Source organism: Oceanobacter sp. ABM4_470 (assembly GCF_056158645.1).
In genome coordinates this window covers 401,799-421,784 of record NZ_JBSWTR010000001.1, presented here as the reverse complement: position 1 = coordinate 421,784, position 19,986 = coordinate 401,799, and the positions used below count along the sequence as shown (strand labels likewise).

The 19,986-nt window shown below is 55.9% G+C and carries 19 protein-coding genes; 5 read left to right on the top strand and 14 right to left on the bottom strand.

All coding sequences use genetic code 11. From position 1 onward, the window contains the following. Positions 1 to 63: 63 nt before the first annotated feature. Positions 64 to 717: a 2OG-Fe(II) oxygenase gene (locus ACXADJ_RS01830; protein WP_475062437.1), complete on the top strand. Its 654-nt coding sequence runs from the start codon at positions 64 to 66 to the stop codon at positions 715 to 717. 100 nt (positions 718 to 817) lie between these two features. Further along, a complete protein-coding gene (locus tag ACXADJ_RS01825; protein ID WP_475062434.1) occupies positions 818 to 2,446 on the top strand; it encodes a methyl-accepting chemotaxis protein in 1,629 nt (542 codons plus the stop codon). Positions 2,447 to 2,521: 75 nt separating this feature from the next. Here ACXADJ_RS01825 and acuI read toward each other — a convergent pair whose 3' ends face one another. The 8 genes from acuI to dtd all read right to left on the bottom strand — a co-directional run bounded on the left by acuI (position 2,522) and on the right by dtd (position 8,974). Beyond that, on the bottom strand, positions 2,522 to 3,526 hold the full coding sequence (gene acuI, locus ACXADJ_RS01820) for an acrylyl-CoA reductase (NADPH) (RefSeq protein WP_475062432.1): 1,005 nt from the start codon (positions 3,524 to 3,526) through the stop codon (positions 2,522 to 2,524). Positions 3,527 to 3,694: 168 nt separating this feature from the next. Beyond that, positions 3,695 to 4,363 carry an acrylate utilization transcriptional regulator AcuR gene (gene acuR, locus ACXADJ_RS01815; protein ID WP_475062430.1) on the bottom strand — a complete coding sequence of 223 codons (669 nt, stop codon included), beginning with the start codon at positions 4,361 to 4,363 and terminating at the stop codon, positions 3,695 to 3,697. A gap of 91 nt (positions 4,364 to 4,454) precedes the next feature. Beyond that, a complete protein-coding gene (locus ACXADJ_RS01810) occupies positions 4,455 to 5,231 on the bottom strand; it encodes a hypothetical protein (RefSeq protein ID WP_475062428.1) in 777 nt (258 codons plus the stop codon). Between the two features lies 1 nt (position 5,232). Continuing rightward, on the bottom strand, positions 5,233 to 5,748 hold the full coding sequence (locus ACXADJ_RS01805; RefSeq protein WP_475062426.1) for a hypothetical protein: 516 nt from the start codon (positions 5,746 to 5,748) through the stop codon (positions 5,233 to 5,235). Between the two features lie 73 nt (positions 5,749 to 5,821). Further along, on the bottom strand, positions 5,822 to 6,469 hold the full coding sequence (locus tag ACXADJ_RS01800; RefSeq protein WP_475062424.1) for a hypothetical protein: 648 nt from the start codon (positions 6,467 to 6,469) through the stop codon (positions 5,822 to 5,824). Then, a complete protein-coding gene (locus ACXADJ_RS01795) occupies positions 6,469 to 7,134 on the bottom strand; it encodes a MotA/TolQ/ExbB proton channel family protein (RefSeq protein ID WP_475062422.1) in 666 nt (221 codons plus the stop codon). Before ACXADJ_RS01795 ends, ACXADJ_RS01800 begins: the two co-directional genes overlap by 1 nt. 500 nt (positions 7,135 to 7,634) lie before the next feature. Then, a complete protein-coding gene (locus ACXADJ_RS01790; RefSeq protein ID WP_475062419.1) occupies positions 7,635 to 8,345 on the bottom strand; it encodes a protein kinase family protein in 711 nt (236 codons plus the stop codon). A gap of 188 nt (positions 8,346 to 8,533) precedes the next feature. Further along, a complete protein-coding gene (gene dtd, locus ACXADJ_RS01785; protein WP_475062417.1) occupies positions 8,534 to 8,974 on the bottom strand; it encodes a D-aminoacyl-tRNA deacylase in 441 nt (146 codons plus the stop codon). Positions 8,975 to 9,094: 120 nt separating this feature from the next. On the opposite strand from dtd, the gene ACXADJ_RS01780 reads away from it, so the two are divergent. From ACXADJ_RS01780 to ntrC, 3 genes are all read left to right on the top strand, one after another. After that, positions 9,095 to 9,631 (top strand): hypothetical protein, encoded by a 537-nt coding sequence (locus tag ACXADJ_RS01780; protein WP_475062415.1) that lies wholly within the window; start codon positions 9,095 to 9,097, stop codon positions 9,629 to 9,631. Between the two features lie 295 nt (positions 9,632 to 9,926). Next, positions 9,927 to 11,009: a nitrogen regulation protein NR(II) gene (gene glnL / locus ACXADJ_RS01775; protein WP_475062412.1), complete on the top strand. Its 1,083-nt coding sequence runs from the start codon at positions 9,927 to 9,929 to the stop codon at positions 11,007 to 11,009. Then, positions 11,006 to 12,433 (top strand): nitrogen regulation protein NR(I), encoded by a 1,428-nt coding sequence (ntrC, locus tag ACXADJ_RS01770; RefSeq protein ID WP_028293354.1) that lies wholly within the window; start codon positions 11,006 to 11,008, stop codon positions 12,431 to 12,433. Before glnL ends, ntrC begins: the two co-directional genes overlap by 4 nt. A 307-nt stretch (positions 12,434 to 12,740) precedes the next feature. Here the strand turns inward: ntrC and ACXADJ_RS01765 are convergent, their stop codons facing one another. The 6 genes from ACXADJ_RS01765 to ACXADJ_RS01740 form a co-directional block, all read right to left on the bottom strand. Beyond that, the gene (locus tag ACXADJ_RS01765; protein WP_475062410.1) at positions 12,741 to 16,931 is read right to left on the bottom strand and encodes a DUF6701 domain-containing protein; all 4,191 of its coding nucleotides are present in this window, start codon (positions 16,929 to 16,931) and stop codon (positions 12,741 to 12,743) included. Next, positions 16,928 to 17,305 carry a hypothetical protein gene (locus ACXADJ_RS01760; protein WP_475062408.1) on the bottom strand — a complete coding sequence of 126 codons (378 nt, stop codon included), beginning with the start codon at positions 17,303 to 17,305 and terminating at the stop codon, positions 16,928 to 16,930. Before ACXADJ_RS01760 ends, ACXADJ_RS01765 begins: the two co-directional genes overlap by 4 nt. A gap of 70 nt (positions 17,306 to 17,375) precedes the next feature. Next, positions 17,376 to 18,218, bottom strand: coding sequence for a PulJ/GspJ family protein (locus tag ACXADJ_RS01755; RefSeq protein WP_475062405.1), 843 nt, complete (start codon positions 18,216 to 18,218; stop codon positions 17,376 to 17,378). Next, a complete protein-coding gene (locus tag ACXADJ_RS01750) occupies positions 18,218 to 18,667 on the bottom strand; it encodes a hypothetical protein (protein ID WP_475062402.1) in 450 nt (149 codons plus the stop codon). Before ACXADJ_RS01750 ends, ACXADJ_RS01755 begins: the two co-directional genes overlap by 1 nt. Positions 18,668 to 18,725: 58 nt before the next feature. Beyond that, on the bottom strand, positions 18,726 to 19,202 hold the full coding sequence (locus ACXADJ_RS01745) for a prepilin-type N-terminal cleavage/methylation domain-containing protein (protein WP_475062400.1): 477 nt from the start codon (positions 19,200 to 19,202) through the stop codon (positions 18,726 to 18,728). 9 nt (positions 19,203 to 19,211) lie between these two features. Beyond that, positions 19,212 to 19,631, bottom strand: a complete 420-nt coding sequence (locus tag ACXADJ_RS01740) for a prepilin-type N-terminal cleavage/methylation domain-containing protein (protein WP_475062398.1) — start codon at positions 19,629 to 19,631, stop codon at positions 19,212 to 19,214. Between the last annotated feature and the right edge of the window lie 355 nt (positions 19,632 to 19,986).

Sequence of the window (19,986 nt, the reverse complement as noted above, 5' to 3'; positions counted from 1 at the left end):
CAGCTAATCAGGCACGAAACTCGCGCGCCTCTTATTTCGTTGCCCGGAGCCGATAGCCGCCCCATGCAAGACTCGTTGTTCGACGCCATTGCCAATGACCTGCGCCAAACAGGTCTGTCGGTGGTGCGCCTGAAAGATGTCAGCGTCGCCACAGACACCACCGAATGCCTCGCCAGCCGCCTGTTCAAACGCCTGATGCAGTTACAATCTCATCAAATGGAAAGCGCGGGCACCGGGCGTTTGCAGGAACACCAGCTCAATGAGCGCGTGCGTCGTGACAAAATTCACTGGTTGAGCCGACAGGATGATGCCGAATCGTGTTGGTTGAATTTTATGGATGAAATGCGAGTCGCCATGAACCGCCGCCTGCTGCTGGGGCTGTTCAGCCATGAATGTCATTTTGCCCACTACCAGCCCGGTGCCTTTTACAAACGCCATCTGGATGCCTTCAAGGGCAAGTCCAATCGCATGCTGACCACGGTGTTTTACCTCAACCCGGAGTGGCATCTTGCCGACGGTGGCGAGCTGGTGGTGTACGAAAGCGAGCACAGCGATGCCGTACGGGCGGTACTGCAGCCGGAATTCGGCACTCTGGTGACCTTTTTGAGCGAAGAGTTTCCTCATGAAGTGCTGCCTGCCAAGCGCGATCGCTACAGCATTGCGGGCTGGTTTCGCATCAATACCTCAGTGAATGGAGTCATCGATCCGCCACGCTAAGTTTTCCTTCAATTTAATCCTGCTCCAGCCGATACAGCGACTAGGCTTAAAGAATCCCCCAAAGGGATGGCTTCACCATTGCATGACTCTGGAGTACTTTATGAACTGGTCCAACCTCGGCCTCACAAGCAAAATCCTCTTGCCTACTGCCCTCACGGCGTTACTGATGCTGGTGCTATCGTATGTGCAAATCAGTAGCATGGGACAAGTCGCCAGGGAATATGGCCAGATCAACACAGAGTACCTGCCGGCCATCGACCTGATTCTCAACGCCGACCGCGACCTCTACCAGGCCAAGCTGGCCGAGCGCAGCATGGCGCTGGGCATGACCGACGAGTCACTCAAGGGCGAGCATGACGAAAACGTACAACAGGTTTTCGACCGCATCACCAAGGTCAAATCCCTACAGGTGAGTGACGGTATCCGTAAACAAGCCGATGCCTTTTTGGCGGAGTTTGAACGATGGCGGCAGCAGAGCAGCCAGTTTGTTACTGCACTGGAGCAAGGCCGTTTCAACCGACAGCAAGCCCAAACCATCACCACAGGGCAGCTCGACAGCCAGTTCGGTGCGGTTCGGGATCTTCTCGACAAGCTGGGTGAAATGGCCAGCAAGGAATCACAAGCCCAGAATGCCCTTGCTACCGAGCACCGTGAATCGGCCATGACCACCATTCTGACGCTGGTCGGTCTGGCCCTTCTGATGGTGGTGGTATTTGCAGCCACCTTCCCCAAAGTCATCACCAAACCGGTACGCACCATGAGCGATGCGCTGGAAAAACTGGCCAAGGGCCAGGGTGACCTGAACGCTTATATGAACCTGAAATCCGCCGACGAGCTGGGTGTTATGGCGCAGCATTTCAACGACTTTATGGACAATCTGCGGGCCATGATTGGCAACATTCGTCAGGAGTCCGATGGCGTTGCCAATACCACCGAACGACTGCAAGCCAGCGCCGCTGACAGTCAGAACATCAGCATGGAATACTCATCGGCGATGGAAATGGTGGCCACAGCAAACGGTCAAATGGGCCTCGCCATTCAGGAAGTATCAGTCAACACCCAGAAGGTCTCTGAAGAGACCAAAGCCTCTGAAGATACTGCGCAAATGGTCGCCCAGGAATTTGCCAAAGCCATGGAAGAGCTGCGCATTCTGGTGCAGCGAGTGGATGACTCCGGCGAAGTCATTCAGGCCCTGGAAGCTGAAACCACCAATATTGAATCGGTGCTGGACGTTATCAAGGGCATTGCCGAACAGACCAACCTGTTGGCGCTGAACGCTGCGATTGAAGCGGCCCGCGCCGGTGAGCAAGGCCGTGGTTTTGCGGTGGTAGCCGACGAGGTACGAACGCTGGCCAGTCGAACCCAGCAGTCTACCGGTGACATCAACGAAATGATCGAACGGCTGCGTGCAGGAGTCGGCCGTGCGGTGGGTGCTATGGAAGAAAGCCAGAACAAAGCTGAGCAAACCGTAGTTTTGGCCAGCCGTTCGCAGGAAAACATTCAGACGATTTCGGGTTCATTGGTAAACATCAGCGACCGCATCATCCAGATTGCCTCCGCCATTGAAGAGCAAACCTCGGTGATCGGCCACATCAACGACAACCTGACATCGGCCAAGGCCATGAGTGAGCAAGGCAGCCAAAGCGTGAATACTATGAAGGAAGCCGTTGGCGACCTGAAATCCCGCGCCAGCCGCCTCAACCAGCAGGTATCCGGCTTCCGCTTGTAAGTGGTCTTCCTTATCCACTAGGGAGCGAAGACGAGGGAGCTTCGCTCCCTCTGGTATTAACGACCGGGGCCAATCCTATTTATTTACATCCACAATCACCCGTCCACGCACCTGTCCGGCCATCAATCTGCCTGCAGTATCAACCACCTCTGCCAAACCAATTTCATGACTGATACCGTCGAGCATGTCGTCACTCACCAATTGCTCCAGCCGTCGCCAGGCCTCAACCCGGTCGGCTTTCGGACGCATCACACTGTCGATGCCCGCCAGCGTCACTCCCCGCAGAATAAACGGCATCACCGTCGCCGGCAGATCAGCCCCTTGTGCCAGCCCACAGGCCGCAACCGTGCCACCATAACGGGTACTGGCCAGCACATTGGCGAGGGTGTGAGACCCGACCGAATCCACCGCCGCCGCCCAGCGTTCTTTCTGGAACGGCTTGCCGGGTTCTGACAGCTCAGCGCGGCCAATAATTTCGGCCGCTCCCAGATGCTTCAGGTAATCGGATTCTTGTGGCCGTCCGGTCGACGCCACCACCCGATAACCCAGCTTGGCCAGCAAACCAATAGCAAAACTGCCCACCCCGCCATTGGCTCCGGTTACCAATACATCGCCGCTGGCGGGCGTGATACCGTGCTTTTCCAGTGCTTGAACACACAACATGGCGGTGTATCCCGCCGTGCCAATCGCCATGGTTTGTCGGGCTGTAAGCCCCGCAGGCTTATGAATCAGCCAGTCACTGTTGAGCCGAGCCATGCCCGCCAGCCCACCCCAATGCACTTCACCAACGCCAAAGCCGTTCAGCAGTACCTCGTCGCCCACGGCAAATTCATCACTGCTGCTGGCACTCACCCTACCGACCAGGTCGATACCCGGCACCATCGGGAAGCGGCGCACCACAGGGCCTTTACCCGTGATGGCCAAACCATCCTTGTAGTTCAGGGTGGAATACTGCACCTGAACCTCAACATCGCCATCGGGCAAGGCGTCGCGGGACAGCGATACCAGCTCAGCTCTATAGCCGTCGTCGTCCTTGTTGATTTGCACCGCCTTGAAGACAGAATCCTGGGTAGCGTTCATAACCAACTCCTGTTGGGTTGTAGTGTTTTGGGGTCTGACACTTGGTGTTATTTATTTAGACCGACCGTCTTTTATTTATTCAAAAAATACCCCGTCTTTGCGGAGCCGATCGTTCCGGTAAAAGCGAGGCAGGTGAACCTTATACAAGCGGCATCCGTTGTTACGGTTTTACGGCTGTAAACTACCAACAAACCACTGATGCCAACGGTGCAGTGGCTCGGCGCTTTGCTCCAGTCGGGCCCGCATCACCGCGCCTTCCCAACCAATCCAGAATACGTGAGCCAGCGTCTCTGCTTGTTCGATGCCCGCCGCCTCAAGACATTGGGCCACCTGTTGCTCCCAGCTTGCCAGAATCTGCTGCAACGGTGCCCTGAGACTTTCGGGTAACTGGTTCACCTCCTGCCCCAGGTTGCCCACCAGACAGCCGCGTCGATACTGATGTTTGGCCATCCACTCAGCGGCGTTGTTTACAAAGCGCTGCAGCCGTTGCAACGGGGCTAACTGCTGGCACTCAAAGCTGTCCGCCAGCATGCGCTCGAACGATCGGCCATAGTGCTCGACCACCGCATGTACGTAGGCTTCCTTGCTCTCAAAGAAGTGATAGAACGAACCTTTCGGCACCCCTACCCGCTTCAGTAACTGATCCAGTCCGGTGGCACTGAAGCCCTGAGCGGTAAGAACTTCCACCCCACTGCGGATCAACAGTTGGCGGGTTTCCGCTGCACTGCGGCCGTCCTTTGGCGGACGCCCACGCCCTCGTTTCACAGTCGCAAGTTGCGCCGATTCAGTACGGATATTGGAGTGACTGCTGGAATGGTTACTGCTGCTGGCGCTCATAAATGGCGAACTCAAAGCCTGATTCAGTGACTGAACAACAATATAGACCGATCGTCTTTTAATAATCAAGAAGACTGCGAACAAACAGGTTTCATGGCGACCTGAAGGACACCAGCTCGAATTGCACCGAACCGCCCTTGAACATCGCCAGATCCATTGGCTCGTTACGCTCCAGTCGCACCAGCCCAACCCCGGGCGCGTACCATTCCTTCTGGGTAACTTCGACCTCCTGATAGCCCAGCCGCGGATCGGCGTACAAGCCAATCAAGGCCCGTCCCTCCAGTAGAATGCAGTTGTCAAACCGGCCTGCTGGCGTAGTCAGCGTGATGCCTTCTTCCAGCAGTTCAAACGTCAGCTCAAAGCCATTGCTGGAACGGTTCCAGGCCACATGACTCTGGGTGCTGTGCAACAGATACGGGCGAGTTGGCATGTTCCAGCTGATACCGTGCTGCAAAACGTCCAACGCCGGAATCGTCAGCAGCGGCTCGGAGCGCAGCCTCGGCTGGTACTCAATCAGATTCTGGACTCCCAGCTGCATGACCCCTTCATCAGTCACGCTGTAGAAATAGCGGGTGCCATCGCTGGTGTAGCGAGCAAACACCGGAGCAGAATCACCCTCCAAAAGATCGCTAAAATAGTCTGTCGACGCCACGGTATGGGTTTCAACATCAAAGCGCCGAATATGGGTCGCCGTGACAGCATCGGCATCGCCAAAGCGTTCTTCAACCGCTTCGGACACCCGTTCAGTCACCTGATAGGACCAGTGATACCCCGGCTGCAACGGAAACCAGCCATGCGGTTCAGAAGGCGAAGAACACCCGGCTAATAAGCCACACATCAGCCCCAGTAACAGTATCCGACGCATCATGTTATTTCTCCGGCAAGGCTGGATCGGGAACCGGAACAAACTCCAGTTCAATCGGCTTGTCGCCCAGCTCCATCCGGAAACGCTTCACCTCTGGCAGGTCTTCAGTGCTGCGCCTGAGGCCCAACTGCAAATTACCGGCCTTGGCCCGCCGCATGGCACTTTCTACCTTGGCATGCAGTTCCTGCGAATACGGCTGACGGTAGGCACGAGGCACGTCCGCCAACTGATTATTGGCGAGGTCGGTGGCCCAAATGTAGATAGCACCGTCGGTGCCCGCCACGTCGTCGGGCTCTTCGATCACGGAGTAGTGCAGCAGAAACTTGTCTGGCAAGGCGGTGCTGGTTGGCCAGCCCTGGCTTTGCTTCCAGCCGTCATAACTGGCCCAGAACAACAGCCCGCTCAGCATTACCAGCAGCAACTTGGGACCGGCTTTCCAGCGACTGTAGAGCAGCGCCAGAATTAACAGCAGCGCCACCACCAGATAGGCCAGTACCAGAATCAGAAGGGTTTCAGTCATGCTGTGCTCCGCTGTCGAAAAATCTGCTGTCCATAGCTCAGGCGTATGGCGTCCATGTGTGTGTTAGCCGGCGTCATTTGTTCTGCCCCTGTACCAGGCGCTTTTGCAGTTCATTGATATTCGTTACCCGGCCATCGGGCAATATGGTGAACCGGAAGGCTGTGATTTCATCGCCTTCCTTTTGCAGCTCTTTGGTGTTGTAAAACAGCACTTTCATACGGGGATTTACCTCCGCCAGATACACGGTAACCGGCACCGTCGCAGCATTGGCACTTGAACCCTCAAGCATCGAGGCACTACCAGATTGCTGGGTTTTGAAGTAATGCAGGTTAACGATGTACTCCCCTGGCGGCCGACCACGCAGGGTCAGCACTTCCTGATTCAAGGGGTTATCAATCACGGTGCCATTCACCACCTGGGTGTCGTTAATCATGCCGCGGTCATCTCGATCAAGATGCATCAGCCCCGACTGCGGTTGCTTGTAATTCACCTGCATGCCGTCCGGCCCGGCCATCCAGATATCTATGTCGTTGGGATTGCCATCAGGCCAACTGACGGTGATCAGAAACTCCGCCTTGGGGTCAATAATGCCGGTTTGCGCTGGCGGATTTAGCAGCACCAGCGCAATCAGAAACAGGAAGGTGAAGGTCAGCAAGGCGTTGAACAGCAGGTCGGTGAATGGGTCGATGTCCGCCTGCTGGTGACGGCGAAACAACGCCATCAGTGGCCGCTCTCGCCGGAAGGGCGTTTACCCAACTGGCCCAGACACAAGGTGTCGACCACCAGCTGATCCGCCGCCCGATCCAGCAACAAACACTGGCCACCCAACAACATGCTGCAAACCAATCCCACCAGCGTGGTGTTCATCGCCACACCCATGCCGGTGGTCATTTGCTGCATCAGCTCCTTGATGTCGGAGGTATCGAGGTTTTCGAGCCCCGACACCGAACCCAACATCAGGATGAACCCGACAACCGTGCCCAATAATCCTAATTTGACCAGCACCCCGGCCAGAAACCAGGCGGTTTGATGACTGCCCTTGGCCCGCTCTGCCAGCACTTCGGCAGCGATGGCGTTTTCAGCATCGTCCGGCCCCAAAACCTGCAGGTAATCACTGCCGAGCCGTCCTGGCTGCGGAGGTGCTGAAGACGAGCCTTTAACGTGCGGCAAGGCGTCAAACTCGCGGGACAGCCACCATGCCCGGTAGCCGCAGTAAGCACTGCTGCCGATAAACAACAGCATAGCCACCGAGCTGAGGCGGGTAACGTCCTCCGCCAGCAGCTTGCCCAGCAGACCGAGGTCCCACAACAACCAGCCCGCAAAAAGCATCACGATCAGGCTTTGCAGCCAAAGCAAAAAGGTCATCAGGGATGAGTGTTGTGCCATCGTCGCTCCCCCGCGAGATAACGCGTTCAGCCGCCTCTGTTTGGCCAACACGAATGAAAGTCGGAAAACTGAACCGGACCTAGGGACCCTCTGAAAAACTCTGCACAGCTCTGCGCGAGTCCTGCAGGTTGTCAGAACAAGGCGGCGAATGCAGCGAAATGACGGGTCCTTTTCGAATTCGCCAACGCCGCTCTGGCGGGCTGCAGGCCGCGCCCTACGGGGATGGCAGGGCATTGCTGACTCTGTGTCGCTGATTTTTGACTTGACCCGTCAGGACTGCAAATCAGCTTCGTGATTCAGCTTCGCCCTGTCATCCAGAGCGGGCACCGAGTTTTTCAGAGGGTCCCTAGTCCAGCGCTGCTGTATCAGAGGCTCATGCTAAGCGTAGAAGGAAACCAACGTCACCGGTACGTTAGCAGCAGTTGGCAGGACAACAAGGGACGACCGAGGGGGTCAAAAGTAGCAGGAGTGACGGCTGAACAGCCGTCACAGAAGGCGTCTTATTCAGGCAATTGCAGCGCCAGAATACGACGTTTTTCTTCTTCGCTCAGGGTCAATTCACCATCGTGATAGTTGGCAAAACGACGCATCGAGAAATTGAACTTGCGAGCAAACTTGCGGCTACGCGGACACAGATAACGGGTAACCCCGGTATCAATCCAGATCACCCGGTCGGAATTCGGCTGGGCGAATACATTGCGCAAATGGCAATCGGAAAAGATCACACCGGCGTCACGCATGGTGCGCAAATCATCAATCACCCGGTCCAGCCACTGCGTGCGTTGCACCTCGCTGACTTCGCCAGACTGGAACCAGCTCAGCATTTCCACCGCTTGTCGTGCCGCCAGGTCTTCCATCAGGTAATAACCCAGGTAGCGGTACTTGTAGCCCGGCACCAGGCCGATGCCCACTTCATGAATACGCGCAACCTCAATGCCCAAACCGGCCAGCAGCTGATTGCCTTTTACTTCTTTGAACAAGCGGCTGCGCGCCCAGAAGGTTTTGAAGTACTCATGCCAGCTACGGGCCTTGATAAACTTCAATACACTGCGGCCATCGTCTGCCATTAACACCGTCGAAGGTGTGTGATCGATGATCAAGGGGCCGGTAGACCGAACATGCTGGCGACCACTGGTCGGCTGTTCGGTCTGAACCGTCAGGAAGGTCTGGAATATGCCCACACCCGGGAGGGAAAACTGCGTTAAATTCATACTGGTTGCACCTGACCCATCCATGGGCATTGTCATTCGGATATTTCATCAAATTGTAATAAGGCCGAATGGGGCAACAAAATTAAAATACAGGAACATTTATTCCCAATATAAACAACAATTGCATCGCTAAAAAACGCTCAATTTCCTTGCTATTAGACTGGGCGTCTGAGCTCAAGGCCTGAATATCAAGGCTGTACATCCATCAGAAAAGTCACCGGTCCGTCGTTCAGCAGTGACACCTTCATATCGGCACCAAAATGGCCATTGGCGACGGTAACCGACCTGGCAGCCTCAGCAGAAAAATACTCGTACAAACGCTCGGCATGATCGGGCTTGGCAGCGGTCGAGAAACCCGGTCGCATGCCCTTGCGAGTATCGGCAGCGAGGGTAAATTGCGAGACCACCAGCAATTCACCGGCAATGTCCTTCAGACTAAGATTCATACGGCCATCGGCATCCGGAAAAATCCGGTAGCCCAACACCTTGTGCAGCATTTTATCGGCAACGGCTTCGGTGTCTTCCGGCTCAACCCCCAACAGCAACATGATGCCCTGGCCAATCTCTCCAACGATTTCACCCTCCACCACCACGCTGGCATGCGCCACCCGCTGAATCACACCTTTCATTGGTTATTCCTCACAATTTCAATCATCCAAACACCGCTCCCTTGCTATTTACCTTTAAGGGAACAAAGATGGTCTACAGCAGACACATTTACTCATCAGAGACCTTCTGCAGGAGCTGACATGACACGCTTTCTACTGCTTTTTCTAACACTGGTTAGCTTTAATGCCATCGCCACAACCCAGGTGTACGTGACCCGCGATGCGGAAGGCAATCTGATCTTCAGCGACCGCCCCAGCGCCGACGCCGAAACCCACGAAGTGGAAGCGCTGCCCACGGTGCCAGCCTTCAAGGTGAAAAAGCAACAGGGAGAAACAGAGCCCGTCGACCTGGAGCCTGAAAACTTCTACACCAATGTGCAAATCCTCAGCCCCAACAACGAAGCCAACATCCCCCACGGATTGGCGTCCGAACTCAGCGCCGTGATTGACGTGCAACCAGCCTTACGGCCCGATGATGAAATCATCCTGACGGTCGATGGCAACACCAGCGGTCGCGGTACCAGCAACAGCTACCCACTGAAAAACCTGAGCCGCGGCAAACACATCCTGGAAGCCCGCATTGTCGATGACCGTAATCGCACCCTGTTGAAAAGCCGCACCATCAACATTTACATTCAACAGCCATCCTTGCTGAATCGTCGCCCAGCCAATGACTAACACTTGATAGATAGGGCAACTGCGCAGAGCGGCTCAGAGTAATTCAAAGTCTTCCTGAACAAGAGTGCAGTTTTGCTCTATTGAAAGGCATTCAGAACCAATACCAAACACCAATCGCACCAAAAAAGAACACAAAAGAAACATAAGTCTTATTTTGGTGCAGATAAAAAACCCCGCTTTCGGTAACTTATTCCAGTACGCCACATCCTAATGCGCGACAAGCGCTAATGTTGTGCATTAAGCAACTGTGGCTCGCTTCTTGCAAAAACGTGCTGCAAAAGGGAGACAATACCGTATGCGTGCCAGTCCACTGCTCTCACAGCGACTCATGGAAAACCTGAACACAGGGGTTCTGTTGCTGGATGCCGAGCTCACCATCATCTACATGAATCCATCAGCCGAAGCGCTGCTGGAAGTCAGCGGCAAACGCGGTATCGGAGCTCCCTACTACGAAGTGGTCAAAGAAGATGACGACGACATCGAGGCCATGCGCGATGCCGTTATTACCGGTCATTCCTACACCCGTCGCGAAGCACACATCGTGCTGCACAATCAGCAAACCCTGACACTGGATTACAGTATCAGCCCGGTTTCCCACCCGGAAACCCGTATGCCGACCCTGTTGATGGAATTGCAAGGCCGCGACCGTCTGATGCGCATCAGCCGCGAAGAACAATTGATTGCCAAGCAGGAAACCACCCGCTCTCTGGTGCGTGGCCTGGCCCATGAGATCAAGAACCCGCTGGGCGGGATTAGAGGTTCGGCACAGCTGCTGGAGCGCGAACTGCCAAGCACAGACCTGAAGGAATATACCAACATCATCATCGAAGAAGCCGATCGCCTGCGCGATCTGGTCGATCGACTGTTAGGCCCTCGTAACCTGCCACAAACCGAAGAATTCAGCTTGCACGAAGTCACCGAACGGGTGTGCCAATTGATTGAGGTGGAAAGTAACAACGTGGTGCAAATTCACCGCGACTACGACCCATCCATTCCGGAAATTGTGGCCGACCGTAATCAGCTGATTCAGGCGTTCCTGAACATCTGCCGCAATGCCATGCAGGCAATGCTGGAAAACCCGAACCAACAACAACCGCCAAGTCTCACCATCAAGACCCGAACCGTGCGACAGTTCACCATTGGCCAGCACCGTCACCGCCTGGTAGCCCATATTGATGTGGTCGACAACGGCCCCGGCATCCCCAAAGACCTGCGCGACGACCTGTTCTACCCCATGGTCAGTGGCCGTGCCGATGGCTCCGGGCTTGGCTTGTCTATATCCCAGTCGTTGATCAACCAGGTTAACGGCATCATCGAATTCACCAGTGTACCTGGCTGCACTGTGTTCTCTATCTACATACCTTTGGAATCGCTATGAGTACTGTCTGGATCATCGACGACGACAAATCCATCCGCTGGGTACTGGAAAAAGCACTGGCTCAGGCCAACATCCAGACGCGCGTCTACGAACAAGCTGAACCAGCCCTGAACCAGCTCAAGCGCGAGCGCCCGGACGCCATCATTTCCGACGTGCGCATGCCAGGTATGGATGGCCTCAGCTTCCTTGATCAGGTGCATGAAAGCTGGCCCAACCTGCCGGTGATCATCATGACCGCGCACTCCGACCTGGAAAGCGCCGTATCGTCCTATCGCCGCGGCGCATTTGAATACCTGCCAAAGCCATTCGACGTTGACGAAGCCGTATCGCTGATCCAGCGCGCCATTGCCCACTACGAAGAAATTTCTGCCGCAGCCGAGCCAGTAGAAGAAGAGGAAGAGCAGCAGGAAATCATCGGTGAAGCACCGGCCATGCAGGAAGTTTTCCGCGCCATCGGCCGCCTGTCGCAATCCCACATTACCGTGCTGATCAACGGCGAGTCCGGTACCGGTAAAGAACTGGTTGCTCATGCGCTGCACAAGCACAGCCCGCGTTCTGCCGAGCCCTTTATTGCCCTGAACATGGCCGCCATTCCGCGCGACCTGATTGAATCCGAACTGTTTGGCCACGAAAAAGGCTCGTTTACCGGTGCAGGTGGCATGCGCCGCGGCCGCTTTGAGCAAGCCAACGGCGGCACCCTGTTCCTCGATGAAATCGGTGACATGCCAGCCGAAACCCAAACCCGTTTACTGCGGGTACTGGCCGACGGCGAATTTTACCGTGTCGGTGGTACCACCCCGATCAACGTTAACGTGCGTATCATTGCTGCAACCCACCAGAACCTTGAAGGGCTGGTGAAAGAAGGCCGCTTCCGGGAAGACTTGTTCCACCGTCTGAACGTGATCCGAATTCACATTCCGCGCCTGTCTGATCGTCGGGAAGACATTCCCAAGCTGCTGAGCCACTTCCTCAAACGCGCCGCCGAAGAGCTCGGCGTGGAAGCCAAAACCCTGCGCCCGGAAACTGAAGAATTCCTCAGCTCACTGGACTGGCCGGGTAACGTGCGTCAGCTGGAAAACACCTGCCGCTGGATCACCGTCATGGCCTCCGGCCGCGAAGTGCTGATCAACGACCTGCCACCAGAACTGATGGAACAAGGCAGCACCGCGCAGACGTCTGGCAACTGGGAACAAAACCTGCGCTTCTGGGCCGACCAGCAACTGACCCATGGCGCAGTCAACCTGCTGGACACTGCGGTACCGATCTTCGAACGCATCATGATCGAAACCGCCCTCAAGCACACGGCGGGTCGCCGCCGCGACGCCGCCAACCTGCTGGGTTGGGGCCGCAACACCTTGACCCGCAAGATCAAGGAATTGGGTATGGAAACCGGTTCAGACGACGACGGCGAATCCGAAGAGTAAACCGGTCGAGGCATGCCTCGACCCTACAACTAATAACCGAATTAACGTTGTGTTGTAGGGATAGGGCATGCCCTATCCTTCCGGCAAAGCCGGATGTTTGTGTAAGCCGTGGGTGGGATAAACGAGCACAGCGAGCGCCATCCAACATGGCCGTGAAAGATAACTTCAAACACCGCGACCATCCGCTTTTGTAGGTTGGGCTCCGCCCAACATTCGCAGGCAGCCTGCTCCTTGTAAAACGCGGGTTATCAGCAGCAAGCTGCCTCCCACAAACATGCCTCCACAAGCCTGCCTCGACTCAACACAACTACCGCACCGGATCACGCCAGTAAATGATGCGGTCGTGGCCGCGGTATTGGCCGAACTGGATGAGTGACGTTGGCGTATCGGCGTAGTCACCGTCGTCGTCCCATTCGCCGCGCAGCCAATCAGGGACGTTGTAGGTGAATTCCACGCTGCCGTCGTTGCCGACGCCCGGGGCGGAGTATTGCAGGATGCCGGTGCCGTTGGTGGTTTGTTGTGCTACCGAGGCGGTGATGTCACCAGAGCTCAGATTGCCGCTCCAGTTGGAAGCTATAAGCGTTGCGCTATCGGCCGCTAACACGGTGCAGCTGTCGTCGGTATTTACTCGCCACAGATTGCCGTCGCTGTCCCAGTACACCATGTTCACTTGCTGTTGCAGGGTTTCGGTTTCTGGCCCAAAGGCGCTTTCCAGTCGCATAACGCCGTAGCGCACATCGACTTCCCCTAACTGCTGTGAGGTACAAGCACCCGAGGCAATACAGTCGCCAGTGGTTGCCGGGTTGATGTCCATGCCATCCAGTATGCTTAAGCCACCGTCGTTGTCGTTGATGCCAAGCGCAATCGACAGGTTGTTGTATGGCCCATCCGGGCTGCTGGCGCGGCTGAAGGTCAAGGATTCTGCCCGATTTTGCACGCCACCACTCCAGACGCCCGCATCGCTGCTGTCACTGGCAATGCGGGACGACCGATCAATGCCATCGTCCGAATCTTCCGCCTCCCAGTAGCGCGTGGCACTGGCAAACGCACCTTCGTAGTTGGTGACGATGTAACCATCGCTGTTACGCGCCACCAACCGGTACGACACATCGATGCCGTACTGATCCATATAGGTAAAACCACCCGAGCAGCTTTGAGTGAGCGTGGATACCGGCATATCGAAGTAATCCGGATAAAAACGACCGATGTTGGCCAGCGTGTTGGTGCTGAGAGCCGTGCCAAAGTAGTTGGCATCGGCAGTCAGTGAATATACGCCAATGTTGTCGACCGACTGCTGGAAATCCACCGAGCCATTGCTGGAAATAGCCACGGAAGACGTACCGACAATGGCATTGTCGCCATCTGCCGGAGCTACCAGCAGACTGTCGAGGCTGATGGTGCCAATAAAGTCGGAGGCAATGCCGCCGCCGGTACACTGGGCTTGCGCCGTCATATCAAAGCCGGAACCGGCGCTGACGAACGGACTGCAACTGGCATCGGCACTGCTGCAACTGGCGGCGGCAGAAGCCACGCTCAGCACGATCTGCTCCGGCCTGGCAACAATGGATGAGGTAGCGAGCGTCAACTCGTCGATACCCACCGCACCAGCATCTGGTGTGCCGGAGTACGGTGCGTCATCGTGTACCAGGTTGATGGCTTGCAGCTCCGCCGCATTGGCATAGGCCACGTTGATGTCGGCGACGCCATCGGTAAAGGTCAGGTTGAAATTGTTATCGGCGGGCCGCGACTGATCGATAATGGCCGTGCCGTTGAGCACCAGCGGCGTTGAGACCGTGGTGGTGCTAGCCGCTGCCGGAGGCTGGTTCAGGTTGGCGTTAAACCAGGCTTTCATGCCTTTACTGCCGCTGAAACCGGTCAGCTGCTGACAGGCCGCACCGGATTCATCGTCACCAATGGCCACCAGCTGCATGTTGGTGGTTGCGCCACACACAAAATCGGTCGGGGCCGTTAGCAAGGCAAACCCCTCGGTGCGTACATCGGTGCCCGCCGCCGCTGTTGAGCCAATGCCACTGTCGCGATCTGTGGCCGTGACCTGAAGGTCCGGATTTTCGTTCTGATGAAACAGGTACACCGTGGTTTCACCGGCATCGGCTTCCGACATGGTGACGCTGCTGATCTGGCTGCCACCACTGGCGGCATCGTAAAACAGGGAGTTGGCGTTCTCGCTTGAGGTCAGGTCAAAGGTGCCGGTGTAGTCGTCCTTGATGGTAGTACCATCATCACACAACACCTGAATGCCGATTCCAGCGCGAGTGAACGGGCATGCCAGACTGTAGGCTGGTTGAGTAATGGTAAAACCGCCCAGATTGCAGCTCAGGCCACTGCACAAGTCGCCGAAGTTGGTTCTGGCAATGGCATCTGGGTAGTAATACACCTCTACTTCATTGGCTAACGTGATGTCGTTGGCGGTTACAGCGCCATATACCGCTGACTGAAATCCCAGCGATACGTCTCCCTCCGCATAGATCAGGCCGCTGTAGGAGACCTCGTTGGCAAACGTTACCGAGTCATAAGCGTAAATGTACAACCGACTGACATCACCCTCTGCAGAGCCCGATGTCGACGGGTTAACCTGACTCCGATACGAAATATTCGTCGCCCTACGCACATACAGGCGAGCGCTGCCAGAGCCGGTCACATTGATGGTGACCTCGTTTCCGGTAAATTCCAGCCGGTCGATCCAGTAGTCGCCGGGGGCCAGGTTCAGGGTTGAACGATAGCCTAGTTCCAGCCGACGGATGCGATATTCATCAGCACCCGAAGAGACATTCAAGGTACTTTCATTATCCAGCTGAACTCGATTGTAGCGAGTGGTCGCAGGTCCCAATGTTGCTGTTTGTTGGAAGCCGACCGTTTGATTGTTGCCACTGGACGCATTCTTGAAAGCGGGCTGATCCGTTATCGGAGCGGCCTGACCATTGGCACGACAGTCAACCGTCACACAGCTGCGATTACCGCCATTACTTTGCACACTGGAGGCATAGAGACTGTCGGTCGGACTGAAAAATAGTCGGGACGCAAAGCCAAATTCAATATCACCCGCGCTGTGACTGGCAAGGCCATCCGGAAAGCTGCCAACACACAAGTTGGCGGATTCACAGGGGTGAGTTTGTTCCATCAGCTCCCGCACCTGAGCCTGACTTAACCCGACATCAAATATCTGCACCTCATCAATGTCACCGGTAAAGTAGCGACTGAATGTGTTCTGATCGGAGCCGATCTGCAATGGCAAATTGTTGGTTCTGAGGTTACCAGAACCACTGGAGCTGGCCGCTTCAATCCCGTTCAGGTATATCCGCTGCCGGTTTTGGGCGATCACTACGGCAACATGCATCCATTGGTTCAATGGCACCTGGGCAGCGCTGGTGATCGAATTGGGGCCACTGCTACTGCCATCCCACTCCCACCATAAAAACAGGTTTCCGTCGCGGGTCAGGTGAAACTCGTAGTTAGTATCTTTCGACAAGATAGTTCCCAGATCACCAACCGTGGGGTAAGCGGTTGGACGAATCCAGGTACCGACCGAGACGGCCTGAGGGAGATCCAACTCCGCTGCGTCGGCAACCTCCAGATAATCCAGCACCCCGTTAAAATTGGCGTAACCACAGGTCCCAATCACACCGGGGTATACGGGGGAAGAGTCATCCGTGGTGGCAGTACCACTGGAGCGACCGTCGTTGCCACCACCACTGAAATCTACCACTTCGCCATTACTACCGGTGTACTCTGCTTCATCCAGGTGCCAGGCGGCAACCGGGTCAGGCAACATCAAATCGCGATTGCGAAACAGCAAGTCAAAACTGGTTTCCACACTGACTTCATTAAATGAGTACTGCAAAAAGTCACTGTTATTGACCTCAAGGCCGATGGTAGCGCTTTCACCGTTAGCGGTATTGTTGTTGTAGCGATAACGGATATCGCCGTTTTCATAGAGGACTACCTGGAAGTCGTAGCGGCGATTATTGTCGTATGCACGAACATTGCTCCAGGTGACCACAAACCGCCGGTCTGGGGCCGTACCAATCGTCCCGTAACTGACCTGAGCCTGATTATCATCCACCAGGTCGTCCCAATAGGGGGCAACGAAGTTGGAGTAGTTATTCACCGGCAGGCTGCCATTGTTGTAAACGTAGTTAAAATCATCGGCAGCACGTCCTGAAGGCGAACTGGCATCGCTGTATTGCGATGGCGTCGAGAAATGCAAAATACCGTTGGTCAGAATAATCAGGCTGTTGTAGTTGGTACTACCAAAGGTGAAATCAAAGCCAATGGGAGCCTGGGCCCAGCTATCGTCACCCAGTCCGGCCCCCCATCGGCTGCCGCCTCGCCAGGAAACCGTGGTGGCATTATCGGGAACATCCAGAGCCGTTGCTTCAAGTTCCTGAACGGTGTAGTCGGCCCGTGCACTGGCAGAAGCAAATACCGCCAGCACCAGTGTGAGTCCAAGGCCAAGCCATTGCAGGTACGTTCGTATCATTTCACCCTTACCTCCAGCGTCCGTGTGCCATTACCCCCGTCACAGCTGGCAGCACTGCTGAGATCGCAATAGGTTTGCCCTTCGGCAACAAAGCTGGAGCAACTGACCACCGCCTGACAGCTGTTCAAACCCGCCACCGCCAAGGTCACCGTACTGCTGGCCGCCGCACACTGACAGGTGTCCGCCGCTAACGTATCGACCAGCTGTTGTTGGATCGCGCTGTAAGCCATCAAATAGGCCTGCTGGGCGGCAATGTTGCTGCTGTAGTTTTGGCTGCTGGTGTCGGCCAGTCGATTCACGGCCAGCCCGACGATGCTCAGAATCAGAATAATAAACAACGCCATCGGCAAACCCATGCCTTGCTGGCGAGCCAAAACCCCCGTGTTCCCAGGTCTATTTAGGGGCTTGGCTGTGCGTTTGTTTGCGTCTACGAGTTGCTTCAGGTCAGGGCACATTGAGCAGTTGCACCTCCCTGTTGATGATCATTTGCTCACCGCCGTTGCCGTCGGTATTGCCGTCCCCGCGTGCACGCAAGGTGCGAAATTCCAGGTGCACAATGGCATTGCGCTGTAACTGCGCGGCGGCCACTTCAAACCGTAAGGAACCGGGCAGCAGGTTATCGACCAGCACGCTTGCGTCGGTGGTAGGCAACAACGCTGCACTGTTCAAGGCGAAGCCGTAATTGGCGTATCGCCATAGCCTGCCGGCACCGTCTTCGCACCAGGCAATGGGAGTATCGACCAAATACAGTCTCCGAGCTGGCGAGTGATAGGGAAAGGATTCCAGCGAGGCGAACGTCAACGTCTGGGTATTGTTGCTGACTGCACCAAGCACTGCGGTGGTGTTCGATATCGACGGCCCACTGCCAGAAGCGCCGTACACCGCTGCGATGGATGTGGGGTACACGGCGACATACGCGGAATCACCCACAGCCATGCCCTGCACCACAACGACGTCGGCCTCGGTTGACGACTCGCCCACCGGCAGCGATAAATAATCCGCCATGGCCCGAATCGGCACCAGCTCCAGACAGGCATTGCCGCCGTCATTGAAAGCCCGCACGCTGTTGGGCAGGGCGCGGCGAATATCCCGCGACATTTGCTCGCTGGCAACATACGCCGCGCTCGACATGGTCGCTCGGGCACCGGTGTCGACCCACCCTTGCACGTACAAACCCACGAATCGCATGCTGATCAGGCTGATGATACCGAGGATCACAATCACCATGATCATCTCGATCAGGGTGAAGCCTCTTTGAGCGGTCACAATGCGCGATTGGATTGGCATCAGTAATCCCCCCGCATGGCCGACATCACCAGTGTCTCGCCAACGCTGCCCGTCATGGTGATGCTGATCACCTTGGTGAAGCCGCTGGTCGACCCCACTGTGACAGGCCGGCACTGAACCGAAACAGCAATTTGATACTGAAAACCCGAGCCTGCGCCGGTATCCAGAAACTGTCCCTGCTCTACCAGACCGTGGTAATCGTCAACGTCGTCGTAGTCGCCGCGATCCGATTCCCCCACTTCTGGCCCGGCAACGGTGCAGCTGCCGACTGCACCACCACCCGGTGGTGTTTCGTCCTGAAAGCGTAGCGCCAATATGTCATCGAAATAGGATTGCATCATTTGCACAGCACGGGCTTGCCACAAAGGATCGGCACCGCGTCGGACCGACAGGTCCATGCTGCTGGTCACCGCCGTCAAGGCAACGGCAATCACCATAATCGTGATCACGGTTTCAACCAGGCTGAAGCCCCCGGCGGTTATTCGCCCGAGACGTTTTGAACGCTTGTTAGAGGCAGCTGCCAACATAGGCGTAACCAGAAGCGCTGACACACACCTCCAACCGGGAAGGCACACAGAGGCGGTAATTTTGGCCCGATGTGAGGCCGCCATCGCCATCAAAGCCTATTTGTAAAGGCAGGCTCGGCAAGGATGAGCAGGCGGCTGCCATATCGGTGCCGCCATGTAAGGAAAAGGTGTGTCGATCCATTGACTGAGTGTGCACTGTGCCTCCTTGCGCGGAAATTTGGCCCAACCATTCAGAACCGCTGTTGCTGAGCTGCAATTGGGCGACGTTGTCGGTTGAACGCGCCAGCGCCGTTTGCTGGGCCTGACGCACCGCTGAAACCACAAAATCAGCGACTATGCGCTGATCGTAATTATCGCGGGTGGCAAACAGGCTGGCCGCGAACGACGAAAGGATTCCCACCAGCACCAGTACCATGACCAGTTCAACCAGTGTGAATCCTTTCGGTTTTTGCTTCATGGCAAGCCGTTAGCAACCAGTGACCGCAACTGTTGGCGTTGAGCCAGCCGCGGCTTCGGTGTAGGTCACGGTACAGGCACCGACAGTCCATGCAGACGTAGAAGCCGCCGGTGAGTTGTCTGTTTCTGTCGCAGTGCCGTAACCGTCTGCGGTAATGGCGTCGTCAATGGTCAGGTAATCCGGGTAACCATTCACAATGGTGATGCTGTTACCTTCCAGCGTGATTGGCGAGGTACTTCCACCGGACAGGAAGGTCGCATGAGCAATGTTTGCAGCGGAGCGCAGGGAACCTGCCAACGCCTCAGCACTGGCCTGCTCTGCATCGCCGCTCAAGTCCGCAAAACGCGGAAGAGCAAACGCAGACAAGACCCCGAGAATCACAATCACCATGATCAATTCGATCAGGGTAAAGCCAGAATTACGTTTCATATCCAACTCCTGAAAAACACCTGGTGGTGGGGTCACTCACCGTGCCGAGCACCCAGCATTCGCGAGGTAACCGTTGGGTTTGTAACCGTTAATCAATGTCTCTTAAACATAGACCACCGGCATGCCTCTGCCCGGCTTATTACTAAAATTCACAGAAAGTCTACAGAGCCCGCCAAAACGGCTGATATTTGACGCAAGTTATTGGTTTACAAGATCGATTCCCGTCGACATCCATACCGAAACCCTGGCCGATACCTGAGCCGCGCCCACCCCAAGCCCCATGACACGGAGTGTTGTCTGAACCATTCCGCTCGAAGCACTCTCTACCCCACAGCAACGGCGACCATGTCGACAC

Bases quoted from the DNA above. Each gene is read 5' to 3' on its own strand.
- ACXADJ_RS01830 (WP_475062437.1), top strand. From the start codon at position 64: ATGCAAGACTCGTTGTTCGACGCCATTGCCAATGACCTGCGCCAAACA.
- ACXADJ_RS01825 (WP_475062434.1), top strand. From the start codon at position 818: ATGAACTGGTCCAACCTCGGCCTCACAAGCAAAATCCTCTTGCCTACT.
- acuI (WP_475062432.1), bottom strand. From the start codon at position 3,526: ATGAACGCTACCCAGGATTCTGTCTTCAAGGCGGTGCAAATCAACAAG.
- acuR (WP_475062430.1), bottom strand. From the start codon at position 4,363: ATGAGCGCCAGCAGCAGTAACCATTCCAGCAGTCACTCCAATATCCGT.
- ACXADJ_RS01810 (WP_475062428.1), bottom strand. From the start codon at position 5,231: ATGATGCGTCGGATACTGTTACTGGGGCTGATGTGTGGCTTATTAGCC.
- ACXADJ_RS01805 (WP_475062426.1), bottom strand. From the start codon at position 5,748: ATGACTGAAACCCTTCTGATTCTGGTACTGGCCTATCTGGTGGTGGCG.
- ACXADJ_RS01800 (WP_475062424.1), bottom strand. From the start codon at position 6,469: ATGGCGTTGTTTCGCCGTCACCAGCAGGCGGACATCGACCCATTCACC.
- ACXADJ_RS01795 (WP_475062422.1), bottom strand. From the start codon at position 7,134: ATGGCACAACACTCATCCCTGATGACCTTTTTGCTTTGGCTGCAAAGC.
- ACXADJ_RS01790 (WP_475062419.1), bottom strand. From the start codon at position 8,345: ATGAATTTAACGCAGTTTTCCCTCCCGGGTGTGGGCATATTCCAGACC.
- dtd (WP_475062417.1), bottom strand. From the start codon at position 8,974: ATGAAAGGTGTGATTCAGCGGGTGGCGCATGCCAGCGTGGTGGTGGAG.
- ACXADJ_RS01780 (WP_475062415.1), top strand. From the start codon at position 9,095: ATGACACGCTTTCTACTGCTTTTTCTAACACTGGTTAGCTTTAATGCC.
- glnL (WP_475062412.1), top strand. From the start codon at position 9,927: ATGCGTGCCAGTCCACTGCTCTCACAGCGACTCATGGAAAACCTGAAC.
- ntrC (WP_028293354.1), top strand. From the start codon at position 11,006: ATGAGTACTGTCTGGATCATCGACGACGACAAATCCATCCGCTGGGTA.
- ACXADJ_RS01765 (WP_475062410.1), bottom strand. From the start codon at position 16,931: ATGATACGAACGTACCTGCAATGGCTTGGCCTTGGACTCACACTGGTG.
- ACXADJ_RS01755 (WP_475062405.1), bottom strand. From the start codon at position 18,218: ATGCCAATCCAATCGCGCATTGTGACCGCTCAAAGAGGCTTCACCCTG.
- ACXADJ_RS01745 (WP_475062400.1), bottom strand. From the start codon at position 19,202: ATGAAGCAAAAACCGAAAGGATTCACACTGGTTGAACTGGTCATGGTA.
- ACXADJ_RS01740 (WP_475062398.1), bottom strand. From the start codon at position 19,631: ATGAAACGTAATTCTGGCTTTACCCTGATCGAATTGATCATGGTGATT.